The sequence below is a fragment of the Stenotrophomonas genospecies 5 genome, from assembly GCF_054473825.1.
Window position 1 is genome coordinate 306,458 of sequence record NZ_JBTMUW010000001.1, and the last position, 14,632, is coordinate 321,089.

Annotated in this window: 11 protein-coding genes; 3 read left to right on the plus strand and 8 right to left on the minus strand. The window is 65.1% G+C overall.

The genetic code is table 11. The annotated features are described in order from the left end of the window. Positions 1–54: 54 nt before the first annotated feature. From ACX9OW_RS01380 to aptA, 3 genes are all read right to left on the minus strand, one after another. Positions 55–1,341 carry a DUF445 domain-containing protein gene (locus tag ACX9OW_RS01380; protein WP_128987861.1) on the minus strand — a complete coding sequence of 429 codons (1,287 nt, stop codon included), beginning with the start codon at positions 1,339–1,341 and terminating at the stop codon, positions 55–57. Positions 1,342–1,456: 115 nt separating this feature from the next. Continuing rightward, positions 1,457–2,335: a ParB N-terminal domain-containing protein gene (locus tag ACX9OW_RS01385; protein WP_459061794.1), complete on the minus strand. Its 879-nt coding sequence runs from the start codon at positions 2,333–2,335 to the stop codon at positions 1,457–1,459. A gap of 63 nt (positions 2,336–2,398) precedes the next feature. Continuing rightward, complete coding sequence (aptA, locus tag ACX9OW_RS01390) at positions 2,399–3,751, minus strand: omega-aminotransferase AptA (RefSeq protein WP_065174732.1); 1,353 nt, start codon at positions 3,749–3,751, stop codon at positions 2,399–2,401. 147 nt (positions 3,752–3,898) lie between these two features. Here aptA and ACX9OW_RS01395 point away from each other — a divergent pair, with 147 nt between their 5' ends. Both ACX9OW_RS01395 and ACX9OW_RS01400 read left to right on the plus strand, forming a co-directional pair. Continuing rightward, positions 3,899–5,395 (plus strand): aldehyde dehydrogenase, encoded by a 1,497-nt coding sequence (locus ACX9OW_RS01395; RefSeq protein ID WP_459061795.1) that lies wholly within the window; start codon positions 3,899–3,901, stop codon positions 5,393–5,395. Between the two features lie 149 nt (positions 5,396–5,544). Then, a complete protein-coding gene (locus ACX9OW_RS01400; RefSeq protein ID WP_279941843.1) occupies positions 5,545–6,825 on the plus strand; it encodes an MFS transporter in 1,281 nt (426 codons plus the stop codon). Here the strand turns inward: ACX9OW_RS01400 and ACX9OW_RS01405 are convergent, their stop codons facing one another. The 3 genes from ACX9OW_RS01405 to ACX9OW_RS01415 all read right to left on the minus strand — a co-directional run bounded on the left by ACX9OW_RS01405 (position 6,826) and on the right by ACX9OW_RS01415 (position 10,359). Next, positions 6,826–7,287: a bacteriohemerythrin gene (locus ACX9OW_RS01405; RefSeq protein WP_053516564.1), complete on the minus strand. Its 462-nt coding sequence runs from the start codon at positions 7,285–7,287 to the stop codon at positions 6,826–6,828. Positions 7,288–7,373: 86 nt separating this feature from the next. Then, positions 7,374–8,717 (minus strand): diguanylate cyclase, encoded by a 1,344-nt coding sequence (locus ACX9OW_RS01410; RefSeq protein ID WP_459062453.1) that lies wholly within the window; start codon positions 8,715–8,717, stop codon positions 7,374–7,376. A 97-nt stretch (positions 8,718–8,814) separates the two neighbouring features. After that, positions 8,815–10,359, minus strand: coding sequence for an MASE1 domain-containing protein (locus ACX9OW_RS01415; protein ID WP_253161720.1), 1,545 nt, complete (start codon positions 10,357–10,359; stop codon positions 8,815–8,817). Between the two features lie 312 nt (positions 10,360–10,671). Here ACX9OW_RS01415 and ACX9OW_RS01420 point away from each other — a divergent pair, with 312 nt between their 5' ends. Beyond that, a complete protein-coding gene (locus ACX9OW_RS01420; protein ID WP_253119053.1) occupies positions 10,672–11,115 on the plus strand; it encodes a hypothetical protein in 444 nt (147 codons plus the stop codon). A 103-nt stretch (positions 11,116–11,218) separates the two neighbouring features. Here ACX9OW_RS01420 and ACX9OW_RS01425 read toward each other — a convergent pair whose 3' ends face one another. Together ACX9OW_RS01425 and ACX9OW_RS01430 are read right to left on the minus strand one after the other, a co-directional pair. Continuing rightward, positions 11,219–12,814, minus strand: a complete 1,596-nt coding sequence (locus tag ACX9OW_RS01425; RefSeq protein ID WP_253161719.1) for an MASE1 domain-containing protein — start codon at positions 12,812–12,814, stop codon at positions 11,219–11,221. Between the two features lie 185 nt (positions 12,815–12,999). Beyond that, the gene (locus tag ACX9OW_RS01430) at positions 13,000–14,607 is read right to left on the minus strand and encodes an MASE1 domain-containing protein (RefSeq protein WP_253119057.1); all 1,608 of its coding nucleotides are present in this window, start codon (positions 14,605–14,607) and stop codon (positions 13,000–13,002) included. Positions 14,608–14,632 lie beyond the last annotated feature (25 nt).

Below are 14,632 nucleotides of genomic sequence, written 5' to 3' on the forward strand. Positions count from 1 at the left end.
GTGACGAAAGAGGAGTCGTTCCGTGCCCACGCAGCAGGTCAGCGGACCCGCAGCTCAGAAGCGGAACACCACCGTTGCCGCGTGCAGCAGCAGGCCGATCAGGCCGCCAACCAGCGTGCCGTTGAAGCGGATGAATTGCAGGTCGCGGCCGACGCTCAGTTCCAGCTGCTCGACCAGATGGCGCTCGTCCCAGCCCCTGACCGTCTGTGCGATGTGCGTGGTGACCCCCTCGCGCAGTCGCCCGGTCAGGCGCTGTGCGCCTTCCAGCAGATGCTGGTTCAGTGCATCGCGCAGTGCCGGGTCGGACTGCAGGGTGCTTCCCAGCGAGGCGAGGCTGCGCTGCAGGTGGCCGACCAGCGCCGAATCCTCGCGCTGCAGGTCGGCGCGCAGACTGGCGTGGATGCGTGCCCAGAGCCCCTGCACGTACTCCTGCAGGGCAGGATGGTCGATCATCTCCTGCTTGAGCTGTTCGATGCGCTCGGCCAGCGCCGGGTCTTCGCGCAGGCGCTGGACGTAGTTGCCCAGCCACGCCTCGTAATCCTGCCGCAGCGGATGCTGCGGCTCGGCCAGTACCTGCTGCAGCTCCTCCAGCACGGCGCGTGCCAGCCGCTCGGCCAGGCTGTCACCGATCTCGTCGATGGGTTTCACCCAGTTCACCGTGCTTGAGAGCGTCGGCCATTCGCGCTGGATGTAGCGCACGATCAGCTGCGACGCGCGCTCCTTCACTTCCGGCTGCTCCAGCCAGCGTCCCAGTCTCTGCAGGCCCTCGTCCAGCACACGCTGGTGGCGCCCGTCGGCGGTCAGCAGGGCAAGCAGCTCGCCGGCGGTGGATGCCGCGTTCCACTGTCGCAACTGCTGCACCACGAACGCGTGCAGCTGCCGGCGCACGGCGCGTTCATCGAAGAAGTCCAGTGCCTGCAACGCCCAGCCGCGTGCCATGTCGGCCAGCATGCGTGCGCGTGCCGGTTCGGCCAGCCAACTGCCGAGACGGCCAGCCGGATCGAACACCTTCAGCTTGGCCAGCAGCACCTGTGGTTCCAGGAACTGATCGCGCACGAACAGCGCCAGGCTGTCGCCGATGCGCTCCTTGCTGCGCGGAATGATGGCGGTATGGGGAATCGGCAGGCCCATCGGCCTGCGGAACAGGGCGACCACCGCGAACCAGTCTGCCAGCGCGCCCACCGCTGCCGCCTCGCAGAAGGCGGATACCCAGGCCCAGGCGCCGCGCTCGCCCTGCCAGTGGCTGACCGCAAAACCGGCCAACATCAACACCAGCAGGCCCAGGGCGATGGCTTTCAGGCGTCGCAGCTGGGCGCGGCGCGGATCGATTGCGGACGTCATGGCGGCAGTCTAACCGCCACCGGATGATGCCGGCGCATCGGTAGCGCCGGGCCATGCCTGGCGGCTTTTCAGGGCCCGCTGCGCTCGCCGGGCATCGCCCAGCGCTACCCATTCGTTACAGCGCTTCCAGCTGCCTGCGCAATGTCGCCAGCTGCGTGCGCAGGGCATCGTTCTCGCGAGTGAGCGCGACGACGCGTCGGCGCAGCGCCGGCGCATCCTCACCCAGTTGCTCCAGCGCGGACAGCACTTCCGCATCGCGCAGGGCGATCTCGTCCTCGCTGGGCTCCTCGAACGCCATTTCCGCCGGTTCTGGCTTCGCCGCGCGCGGCTTGCGCTTGGACTCGCGTACGCGCTTGGCGGCCTGCTTCAGTTCGTCCTTGCCGCCTGCGGCTGCCGCGCGCTGCTCTTCCTCGGGCAGGTCGGCCACGGCCGCGGCCGCGCTGATCGAGATCACGCCGGCCTTGACCGCTTCCACGACTTCGGCGGCGGCCTGTGCGTGAATGCGTTCGATCATCCCGACCTGGCTGGTGCTCAGCTTCGCTTCGCGGGCCAGTTCCGCACGGCTGAGTTTCGGCGCGGGTTCCCACGGTGGGCTGTCTTCACCGGCATCGTCGGCCGATGCGGCGGTGCCATCGCTTTCGCGTTGCAGCTGGGCCTGCTCGATCTGCTTGCGTGCCGACAGGATGTCGCGCTTGCGCAGGGCCAGCACGCCGCGCTGGAAATCGGACACGCTGCGGCGGCCCAGGTGCTGTTCGATCATCCAAAGGTGCACGTCCTCCATGCTCTGGAAGCGGCTGTTCTGCACCGTGTTGAACGGCAGGCCATGCTTCTGGCAGATGCCGTAGCGGTTATGGCCATCCACCAGGACATCGCCCCACAGTACCAGTGCATCGCGGCAGCCCTCGGCGAGGATGCTGCGCTCCAGCGCCTCATGTTCGTCGGGCGTGAGCGGGTCGATGTAGGCCTTGAGTTCTTCTTTGACGACGATGTCCATGGGCACGGCAACGGGCAGGAACGGAACCGACCATTGTACCTGCTTGCTGTCGCCGGCCCGGGCTTACGCGGTGGCCCGGATCATCTCGCCCAGAGTGCTGGTGATCTGGTCGATCTGGGGCTTGTCCACGATCAGTGGCGGCGACAGCGCGATGATGTCGCCCGTACAGCGCACCAGCAGTCCGCCGTCGTGGAAACAGCGCCGGTAGACCTCGTGACCACGGCTGCCCGGAGCATCCTTGCGCGGGGCCAGCTCGACCGCACCGACCAGTCCGAAGTTGCGGATGTCGATCACGTTGGGGAGCCCCTGCAGGGCGTGCAGCCGCTCCTGCCAGTACTCGCCCAGTTCGATGGCGCGCTCGAACAGGCGCTCCTCTGCATAGACGTCGAGTGTGGCCAGGGCTGCCGCGCAGGCCAGCGGGTGCCCCGAATAGGTATAGCCATGGAACAGCTCGATGGCCTGTGCCGGGCCCTGCATCAGGCCGGCGTGCACCGCATCGCTGGCCAGCACGCCACCCAGCGGAACCGCGCCGTTGCTGACTCCCTTGGCAAAGGTCAGCAGGTCCGGCGTGACGCCGAAACGCTGCGCGGCGAACGGCATGCCGACCCGGCCGAAACCGGTGATGACCTCGTCGAACACCAGCAGGATGCCGTGCTGGTCGCAGATCTCCCGCAGCCGTTGCAGATAGCCGGGCGCAGGCAGGATCACTCCCGCAGAACCGGCGATGGGCTCGACGAACACGGCCGCAATGGTGGACGCGTCGTGCAGGCCGATCAGCCGCTCGAGATCGTCGGCCAGTTCCGCGCCCTGGCGCGGCAGGCCCTTGCTGAACGCATTGCGCTGCAGATCCAGGGTGTGCCGCAGATAGTCCACGCCCGCCAGCTGCAGGCCGAACTGGCGGCGGTTGTTGGGCAGGCCGCCGAGCGCCATGCCGCCGAAGCCCACACCGTGATAAGCCTTCTCGCGGCTGATGAAACGGGTACGCTGGCCTTCGCCGCGCTGGCGGTGATAGGCCAGCACGATCTTCATTGCGGTATCCACCGCCTCGGAGCCCGAGTTGGTGAAGAACACGTGGTTGAGCCCGGCCGGAGCCAGCGCGGCCAGGCGCTGCGCCAGCGCGAATGCCGGTGGCGAACCCATCTGGAAGGCGGGTGAGTAATCCAGGGTGCGTGCCTGTTCGACAATCGCCTCGACGATGCGCGGGCGGGCGTGGCCGGCATTGCAGCACCACAGGCCGGCGGTGCCATCGAGAACCGGGCGCCCGTCCACGTCTTCGTAATGCATGCCTTCGGCCCGTACCAGCATGCGCGGCGCGCCCTTGAACTGGCGGTTGGCGGTGAAGGGCATCCAGTACGCCTCCAGGGAGTCGGGGCGCTGGATGGCCAGCTCGTGCACGTCGCTCGCGGGGTTCTTCATGCCGGTTCCGTCGGGTCCGATGCAGGGACTGTAGCGCAGCCGTCATCGCCCGGGCCATGCCCGCCGTGCACACGGGGCATGGCCTGTCACGGCGAGGTCGCGGCGGCACCGGTATAACCGGAACGACACGCACTGCAGGATCCTGTCATGGCCGATTTCCCCGACCGCAGCCACTGGCAGGCGCTGGCCGGCCAGCTCTCCATTCCCGGCCAGGCCTTCATCGCGGGCCGCTACGTGGATGCCGCCAGCGGTGCCCGCTTCGACTGCGTCAGCCCGATCGACGGCCGCGTGCTTGGCACCGTCGCCGACTGCGACGCGCAGGACGTGGAGCGTGCCGTGCAGGTGGCACGGCGCGCCTTCGAGGCCGGCCACTGGTCGCAGGTGAGCCCTGCGCAACGCAAGCGCGTGCTGTTGGCATTGGCGGCGCTGGTGGAAGCGCATGCCGACGAACTGGCCCTGCTGGAAACGCTGGACATGGGCAAGCCGGTGCGCGATGCACGGCGCATCGACCTGCCGGGCGTGGTGCGTTGCCTGGCCTGGACCGCAGAGGCGGTGGACAAGCTGTACGGAGAGATCGCACCGACCGGCCCCCAGGAGCTGGGCCTGGTCACGCGTGAGCCTGCGGGTGTGGTCGGCGCCATCGTGCCGTGGAACTTCCCGTTGCTGATGGCCTGCTGGAAGATCGCGCCGGCGCTGGCCATGGGCAATTCGGTGATCCTCAAGCCTTCCGAGCGCTCGCCGCTGACGGCGTTGCGGCTGGCAGCGCTGGCCAGCGAGGCCGGTCTGCCTGATGGCGTGCTCAACGTTCTGCCGGGCGATGGTGCCCGCGTGGGCGAGCCGCTGGCGCTGCACAGGGATGTCGACGTGCTGGCCTTCACCGGCTCCACCGCCACCGGCGCCAAGCTGCTCGAGCATGCCGGGCGCTCCAATCTGAAGCGGGTCTGGCTGGAGTGCGGCGGCAAGAGCCCGCATATCGTGTTTGCCGATGCGCCCGACCTGGAGCGGGCGGCCAAGGGGGTGGCGCAGGGCATCTTCTTCAACCAGGGAGAAGTCTGCACCGCCGGCTCGCGGCTGCTGGTGCAGCGTTCGATCCGCGAGGAGTTCGTGCATCGGGTGATCGCCCATGGCCAGCGCATGCAGCCGCGTCACCCGTTGGAGGCCGACGCACCGATGGGTGCCCTCGTCGATGCCGCGCATGTGGACAAGGTACTGGCGGACATCGTCATGGCCGAAGCTGACGGAGCGCGCCTGCTGCTGGGGGGACGCCGCGCCGAGGTGGAAGCAGGCGGCTGCTACGTGCAGCCGACCGTGTTCGACCAGGTCCGGCCGGAACAGGCCCTGGCGCGCGAGGAGGTGTTCGGTCCGGTGCTGGCGGTGCTGGGTTTCGACGACGAGGCCGAAGCGGTGCGCCTGGCCAATGACAGCCGCTACGGCCTGGCGGCGGGCGTGTGGACGCGGGACCTGGGCCGGGCACACCGGGTTGCGCGGCAGCTGCGCGCGGGCAGCGTCTGGGTCAACGGCTGGGACGGCGGTGACATGACCGCCCCCTTCGGGGGCTACAAGCAGTCCGGCAATGGGCGCGACAAATCACTGCATGCCTTCGACAAGTACAGCGAGATCAAGGCCACCTGGATCCAGCTGTAGCAGCGGGCCGCGCCCCGAAGGGAGCGGCAGCACCGCCGCCCTGAACACATCGGATCGCGTGTGGCTGCATCCGTGTCGGCTGAAACCATCGTCACGCCTGCCGGGTCATGCGTGGCAGAATCGGACGATCCGGATTGCCTGCCTTGCCGATGTCGACGATCACCGCTGCCGCGTCACCCGTGAATTCCCCTCGCCGTGTACTGCTGGCCAGCCTGATCGGCACGACCATCGAGTTCTTCGACTTCTACATCTACGCCACCGCCGCGGTGCTGGTGTTCCCGCATCTGTTCTTTCCGGAAAGCAGTGACCAGGCCGCGCTGCTGCAATCCCTGGCCACGTTCGCCGTGGCGTTCATCGCGCGGCCGGTGGGTTCGGCGGTATTCGGCCACTTCGGCGACCGCATCGGCCGCAAGGCCACCCTGGTCGCGGCATTGCTCACCATGGGACTGTCGACTGTCGCAATCGGCCTGCTGCCGACCCATGCGCAGATCGGGCTGTGGGCTCCGGCGCTGCTGGCGCTGTGCCGGTTCGGCCAGGGGCTGGGGCTGGGCGGCGAGTGGGGCGGGGCGGTGCTGCTGGCAACCGAGAACGCACCACCGGGCAAGCGCGCGTGGTACGGCATGTTCCCGCAGCTGGGCGCGCCGCTCGGTTTCCTGCTGTCGGCAGGCATCTTCCTGGTGCTGGGCCGAAGCATGGGGCAGGACGACTTCCTGCAGTGGGGCTGGCGTATTCCGTTCGTGGCCAGCGCATTGCTGGTCGGGCTGGGCCTGTGGGTGCGCCTGAACATCCATGAGACGCCGGACTTCCAGAAGGCACTGGAACGCAGAGCGCCGGTGCGGCTGCCGATGTGGACGGTGCTGCGCGACCATCCCGTGCCGATGCTGCTGGGTACGCTGGGCGCATTCGCCACCTTCGTGCTGTTCTATCTGATGACGGTATTCAGCCTGGGCCATGGCACGGCGGTACTCGGTTACAGCCGCGAGCAGTTCCTGCTGATGCAGATGGCCGCCATGCTGTTCTTCGCGCTGGGCATCCCGCTGTCGGCGCGCTACGGCGACCGTTGGGGCACCCGCCGGACGATGATCGTGGCCAGCCTGCTGATCCTGGGCTTCGGCCTGCTGTTTGCGCCGTTGTTCCAGCCCGGCAGCCCGTGGCTGGTGCTGGGCTTCCTGTGCCTGGGTCTGTTCCTGATGGGCTTGACCTATGGCCCCTGCGGCACATTCCTGGCCGAGATCTATCCGGTCGAAGTGCGCTATACCGGCGCATCGCTGTCGTTCAATCTGGCCGGCATTCTCGGCGCGGCGCCCGCTCCGTACCTGGCGACCTGGCTGGCCGAGCGCTTCGGCCTGGTCGCGGTCGGCTACTACCTGTGCCTGACCGCGATTGCGACGTTGGCCGCGCTGGTGGCACTGCAGCGTCGCGTGCGCTGATCAGCCGAAGATCCGCTTGAGCGTGCGGCCCAGCCAGCCCCCGCCCTGGTGTTCACGGGTGAACTGGTTCAGATGTGACTTGACCTGTTCGGCGTAGGCCTGGTCGTCGCCGCGGATGTGGTTGAACAGCCAGCGCGAGAGCATCGTGCGCAGCTCGTCGCTGATGTCCTCGCCGGCCTGGAACCGCAGCCGGTACTCGGCCACGCGCTTGATGAAGACCTCATGCACGCGCTTGTGGGCAGCGCAGAACGGATAGCCGGCTTCCTCCATCAGCTCTTCTTCGAACGCGAAGTGCGACATGGTGTAATCAACCACCTCGTCGATCACTTCGCCGACAGCGGCACGCTGCATGCTGGCCTGGGCCACATGCAGGTGATTGAGCATCTCGATGATGCGGCGGTGTTGTTGGTCGATCACATCGATGCCGATGTTCAGATCGTCCTGCCAGACCAGTAATGCCATCCCCGGCTCCCCTTCATGCGTGATGTCGGGGCCGACTGTAGGGCTGCTGCCGGCAGGCAGCGTTGATCTGGATCAAAGCGGATCGATCAGGGCAGGGCGGGCTCGCGCGGACGCAGCGGGCTGCCCATGGTGGTGCAGCTGACCCGGTTGCGGCCACCGGCCTTGGCCAGGTACAGCTGACGGTCGGCCTCGGAAATCAGGCGATGCAGCGCATCGCGCTGCGGGCGGAGGCAGCACAGGCCGATGCTGACGGTCATGCGCAGTGTGGCGGTGCCGATATCCACTTCCAGCGCCGCGATGCGCTGGCGGAGTTCCTCGAAGTAGAGCATTGCCTCGTCCTGCTCCATGTCCGGCACCAGCAGGCAGAACTCCTCGCCGCCGAAGCGCGCGATCAAGTCCTGGCTGCGCGCATGCACGGCCACCGCCCCGGCCACGGCACGCAGGGCGTCATCGCCGGCCTCATGGCCGTGCGTATCGTTGATGTGCTTGAAGTGATCGATGTCGATCATCGCCACCGCCACGCTCTGGCCATGGGTCTGCAGCTGGGGCAGCTGGCGCTGGCTCTGTTCCAGGAAGCAGCGGCGGTTGGGCAGGCCGGTCAGGAAGTCCCGGGTGGCCAGATCCTGCAGGGTGCCGATCAGCTCCAGCTGGTCCACGTTCTGCGACACGCGGCAGAAGAATTCCTCGCGCGAGAAGGGCTTGCGCAGGAAGTCGTTGGCGCCGTTCTTCAGGAAGCGCGGAATCAGTGATGCGTCGGTATTGCCGGAAATGCCGATCACCGCCACCTTGTCGCGCGAGCGCAGGGTGCGCAGGCGGCGGGTGAATTCCACGCCCTGCATGCCGGGCATCTCCTGGTCGACCACCGCCAGCCGGATCGCAGGATGGGACTCGATCGCCGCCAGGCCTTCATTGCCATCGGCAGCCTCGTACACTTCGTGGCCGTACATGCGCAGCAGCGCGGCCGCATAGCCGCGTGCCGAGGGCGAATCGTCCACCACCAGCGCGGCGATGCGACGGTTGCGTTCCAGGCGCTGCACCAGCCACACCAGATAGTCGATGCTGCCGGGCGTGTTCTTCAGGACGTAGTCGATGATCTGCTGCTGCAGCACGCGCTTGCGCAGATCCTCGTCATACACGCCACTGACCACCACGGTGGGCAGATCGCGTTTCAGGAAGAATTCGACCACCGCGTCCCTGTCGCCATCGGCCAGAACCAGGCCGGTCAGGACCAGGAACCAGCCGCCGCTCTCATTGAGCAGGCGGTCGGCATCGGCCAGGGTGGAAGCGACCACGACGGGCAGCTCCAGGCGCTGTTCGATCGCCTCGCGCAGCATGCCGGTGAAGGCACGGGAGTTTTCGACCAGCAGGATCCGCTGCGGAAGCGGATCGGCGAGGTCGCCATCGACGGCGGCCTGCGGCAGGACGGGCATGATGCGGAGGCTCACGTCAGGGAAGTCTTGGCACGGGTAGCGGCGGTTTCGGCCGTAACTTTAGTGGTGAACGTTGCGCGCTGGGCCAGACTCCGTGTCAGGCTGCCGTTGGCGCCGCGTGGGTGATCGATTCATGCAGGACCAGTCGCAGCCGATTGCCACGGCAGTGAACCTTGCCGCCATAAGCAAGGACTCGACCGGCCAAGCGCTCGACGGCCTGGTCGGTGGTGCGCGCCGACAGCGTGCAACCACGATCGAGCAGGCTCACGACAGCAACGATGCCGCGACGTCCGCCCGACCGGCCACTTCGGGCGCGTACGCAGACTTGGCCGGTCTCAAGTTCCAGCAGCAGTGACACCGCCTCGATCAAGGAACGGTAGATGGCCAGTTGCAGGTCCACGGTCAGCTGGCAGGGGTTGCCCGCCAGCTTGGGCGGAATGACGCGGTGAGTGTTGTTCCAGATTTCGCATGGACCGCCAGCTTGCAGCGCGATGTACAAACCTACCTGTTCCAATCCGGTGGGGTAGACCATGCTGGTCTGCTCGCGGAACAGACGTGAGTGCACGGATGACGCGTGTTGCAGGCTGTTTGCCACGGCATGATGTCCCTGAGCCTTCAGCCAGCTGACCATCTCGTTGAGCGAACTGTCCATGCCCTCGCCCAGATGCTTCAGATGGGCGGCCCGTTCACGCAGCTCGCGCTCGCTGGTCTGGTGGGAACTGCGTGCCAGGCGCAGCGTCGTTTCTTCGGCCAGATCGCGGGATCGGGCGCGCTGATGGTGGTAGCTGATGCTGGACCCGAGCGCGAGCAGCGCGACACTCATCACCGCCATGTTCTGTTGGGTGGAAAACGTTCCCAGATCGAACGAGGCTGGCAGGCCGCTGCTGGGCGTGGCCAAATGAAGTGGAAGGTTCAACAGTGGAATCGCGATGGCAGCGCCACGCCATCCATGCATGAAGGTCAGGGCGATGGCGGGGAGTGCCGCCAGCAGCGCAAGGTGGGTACGGGTCGAATGGGCATCCGTCGAAATCAGCTGCATGCACAGCCCCAAGCCCAGCATCAGGGCGATAGCCGCGAGGGATGGGGCGAGCAACCACTTCTGCCATGGAGAACCGGAGCGCCGCCGGGCCCACAGAAGGGCCAGGGGCGCCATGGTAATGATCGCGGCAAAATGACCAAATACGACTCTTCCGGCAGCATCCAGCAGGGTATCCGGAGGAGGAACTGGCCACAGCAGGCGAGAAAGGCTCAGGTTGACGCCGGTGACCGCAACTGCTGTCGAGATTGAAAGGGACAGCAGCCAGAATCCGGTGGCTGCCTCGGATATGGCCTTTCTCCGATGGAGTTGAACTATCAGCATCGCCATCGGCATCAGCAGCGTGGACGCCAGGATGACCCATTCCAGGCCGTACTCGTCGATCGTGGGGACGCGCAGATATGCAAAGTAGCCCCATTCCCCCAGCAATACATAAGGCCATTGGCGCAGTGGAACGATCAACAGCGCTGCCACGCGGATGCCGGCGGGAAGGAAAAACTGGTCCAGGGAAAACTGTCGGGCGCATATGCAGGCAATGGCGTACGCGGCGGCCAAGAGAAGCCCCGCCGGGTGCACTGGAATGCCGGCTAGTGCCCTGTTCTTCACGGCGCTCCATCTCGGATGGGCTGGTACGCGAGCGACGCTCACATTCCCTCGGGGCGATAACGGTCCAGCAGCGAAAGTAGCGGTACTTCGCGGGGTGTGCAACGGTATTGGAATAAACTCCGCCGTTGCTCGTGTCCGCGTAGGGTGACTGACGTGAACGGCGCGGATGTGAGTGGTGCAAGTATGCTGGCTGGTAGGCGTGTCCTGTTACTGTTCACGTCGCCAGGGGGCATTCAGGGGATATTGCACCAAGAGCCAAGGCTGCGCCTGTATTGCCTTGGTGTTGTCCACCTTTCAATCATGGAGACGCCTGTGAGATTTTCCCGGTTATCGAAGTCGAGCGCCGCTGCTGTGCTGCTGGTCGTTCCTGCTTTGTCGTTTGCATGCTGCCCGGGCGGAGGGCAAGGTATAGAACTGGCGACTGCCGGGTTGGGTGAGAGCCAGCCTGCGGCGCTCGATCTGAGTTCGGACCCCGCATGGCTTGTCTACGCTTTCGAGCGGGATGGGGTGTCGTACTACCAGGTCAATGATTTGACCGACCAGGTCAATCTGATCGTTGCCAACATCGAATCGACGTTCTGGGTCTTGCCGGCTGGCAAGACTGTGGCTCGCGTGTCGTTGCCGTCCAAGCCGCTGGCGATACCGAAGAATGCTCGCCGCAGTGTGGTCTTCCGCGGGCCTGATTTTTCTCTGGTGGTCTATGGAGAGGGGCATGGGGCAGTCTGGTCCGTCGAGAGCGGGGTCAGTAACAAGTGACGGGCTGAATACAGGTTGCCTGCCTGTGGCTTGCTTCGCAGCGGAAGGAAACATCACCGAGGGGCAAGCCACAGGCGCCGCATGGGCTATCGTCCGCCTTTGATCACTGCCGCGCAGGCGTCTCGCATATGTCGTTTCGCTTGTATGGAAGTGCTCCGCGTTCGGCCTCGCCTGCAGTATCCAGCAACACTATGGTGATGCGGTGGCCCCGGCATCGCACGCTTCCCGAATAGGCGTGCACGCGTGCCGAAAGTCGATCAATGGCGCTTTCCATGGTTCGCGAGTTGAGTCCGCGATGTCGGTCCAGCAACGCGACCCTCAGTACGATACCGTGCATGCCTCTGTAGCGACCGCAGCGGGCGCTGATCTGGATTTGGCCGGTTTCGTCCTTCAGGAACAGGGATACGGCTTCGGCAAAGGTGCGATACGCGGCGAGTTGCAGGCCCATGCTCAGCTGGCATGGATCCCCGCCAAGCATTGGACGGACGACCCGATGGCTGGCGTTCCAGGTTTCGCTGAGTCCCCCGGCACGCAAGGCGACATAAAGGCCTGCATGCTCAAGCTCCGTGGGATAGACCATACTGGTCAGTTCACGGAATCGCCGTGAGCGTTGCGAGAAGGTGTGGAGCAAGTCGGAGGCAGGAACTTCATGGCCATGGGCCCTGAGTTGTTGCACGGTCTCTCCCAGAGCCTCTTCGATGTCATCTGCAATCTGGCGCAGACCCAGCGCTCGTTCGCGCAGGTCCTGCTCGTTGGCAAGATGCGCCGACCGCGAGAGTGCATTGACCCGCGATGCTGACATCGCTGCAGGTGTGCGCTGATTGTAATGATGGGTGATGCGCGGCCCCAGCGCGATGAGTGCGGTACTGGTGATGGCAATGATCTGCTGGGTGAAGTAGGTGGTCTCGTCGAATGAGCCTGGGAGACCGGTGGTCGGCATGGTCTGGCTGAGGATGATGTTCATCAGAGGAACGCCCACAGCGGCCCCTCGCCATCCGTGCATGCACGTGAGCGCGATGACTGGCAGCACCAGCAACAACTGCAGCGTTGCTCGCGCCGAGTTGTCCTCTGTGCTGACCTGGATCAGCAGGGCGCCCAGCATGCCCAGCAAAGTGAGGGCTGCGATGGTCGGTCGGCGTCGCCAGGTCGTCCAGTCGTAGTCGCTGTGTCGGCGTATCCAGAGCAGCGCCAGGGGCGCGACCGTAAGGATTGCAATGTAGTCGCTGAGAACGTAGAGCATCGCGTTCGTGTAGAACGGCATGCTCGGTGGAGCTGGCCACAGCATGTGAATCAGACCGAGCTTGAGAGCAGTGGCCACCAGCGCGGCCGATGCCGCGATCGAAAGCAGCCAGCTTTCGGTGGTGGAAGCAATCAGCTTGTGATGAAGATGAACGATCAGCGCCACCGCCGGTATGAGGCATGCAGATCCGAAAATGACCCAGGCCATTCCGTAGTCTTCAACCATCGGATAGCGCATATGGGCGAAATAGGCATATTCGCCAAGGACCAGATAGGCCCACATTCGCTTCGGGGTCAGCAGGAGCGCCGCAACGCGGATTCCAGCCGGGAGGAAGAACTGATCGACGGAAAGGTGCCAGGTGGTCCAGCACGCGACAGCGTAGAGTACCGCCAGCGCAAGGCCGGCCGGCCGGATACGGAAACTCAGCTCAAAGCCACTTCTCAGCCACTTCAAACCCAAGCCTCCCCTGCTCGTCGAACACTATCGCTATCCAGTCGATACATGACGCACTCCTTTCAGCGCGACAGTATCGATAGATTCAGATGGGCGCAATCTCACCCTTCTATCCGTGATGCGGACGTACGAAAAGGAGACTTGAAGAATGTTACGACAAGGTTGTGATATCTATCGCATTTTTCACCGGGCTACCAAGAATTGGGGGCCGTCCCGGGCGGCTGCAGTCCGGTAGGTACACCCGCTCCCCAGACCGGAGCCTCTCCGCCCGGTGATACATCGAATGTTTCAATCAGCATCAACCTGATTCTCCTGCGGCTGCAATGCAGCGCACCACAGTAGGCGATTATCCGAGCCGACAACTGGGACGTGGCAAGATCGAGGGTTGCCTTTGACAGCATCTGGTGAGGATCAATCGCCTCGATCACAATGACGATACCGCGGTGACCGGCACGTCGCCCGCAGCGGGCGCGGACCACGAGCTGTCCCTTCTCGCTGCCCAGGAGGATCGAAACCGCTTCGACGATCGAGCGATAGGCTGCCAGCTGCAGACCAGGGCTGAGCTGGCAGGGATCCCCCATCAGCCGGGGTTGCCCGATGCGATGTGTGGCGTCCCAAGTCTCACGCACACCACCCGCCTGCAAGGCCACATACAAGCCCAATCGTTCCAGAGCGGCGGGATAGATCATGCTGGCCTGGGCCCTGAACAGACGTGAATGCACCTCCGAGGTATGCCGTAGGCTATCGGCCACAGCGTGATGACCCTGCGCGTGCAGCCAATTCACCATTTCGTTCAGCGACAGGTCCATGCCATCGCCCAGCTGGCGCAGATGGGCCGCGCGCTCACGCAGGTCCATCTCGCTGGCCAGATGTGAATTCCGTGCAAGCTGCAGGGCTGCTCTGCCGTCTTCCTCGCGGAGGCGATGCTGGCTCTGGAAATGCGTGATGCGCGCACCCAGCAACAACAGGGCGACGCTGGCGATGGCCATGGCCTGCTGGGTGGCAAAGGTCGCCTGATCGAATGATGCGGGGTGGTCAGAAGGGGTGCTCAGACCAAGAATCATGTTCACGGCGGCGACACCGATGGCCGCACCGCGCCATCCCAGCAGGCAGGTCAGGGCGATTGCGGGAATGGGCAGGATCAACAACAACTGCAGCGAGCCAGGGGCCGTGATCGAGGCGGGTACCGGCGTCGCCTGCAGGCCAATGCCTAGCATGGCTACTAGTGCTCCGACTGTGGCAGCAATGGACTGGGGTGTCCATTGTTCCTCGGCGCGACGGATCCAGAGCAGTGCGAGTGGCGCCAGGATGACGATCCCGGTGAAGTCGCCCAGCGCATAGCGCAATACGTTGGTGATAAATGACGCGTTATGCAACGGCTCCCAGAGCAGGTACGAGATTCCGAGGTTGAGCAGGCTGATGATCGTCGCGGCGCATACCGCGATCGAGATCACGCCGAGGATCGTGGTGCGCGCAAGCAGCTTTCGGTGCAGGCGCACGATCAGCATCACCGCAGGCATCAGGAATACTGAGGCCAGGATCACCCAGGCCAGGCTGTACTTGTCGAGCAGAGGGATGCGCAGATGAGCGAAGTAGGCGTATTCACCAATCAGCAGGTAGGGCCACAGACGAGGCGGACACAACAGCAGTGCGGCCACTCGTACGCCAGCAGGCAGGAAGAACTGGTCCAGTGACAGCTTGCGAGCGCCCCAGCAGGCGAGGGCGTAGACCAGCGCCAGCGCCAGCCCCTCTGGGCTGACCCGGATCCTCACCAGCAGGCCGTCCTTCCACCACTGCATCCACGTGCTCCCCAACTCCTGTCCC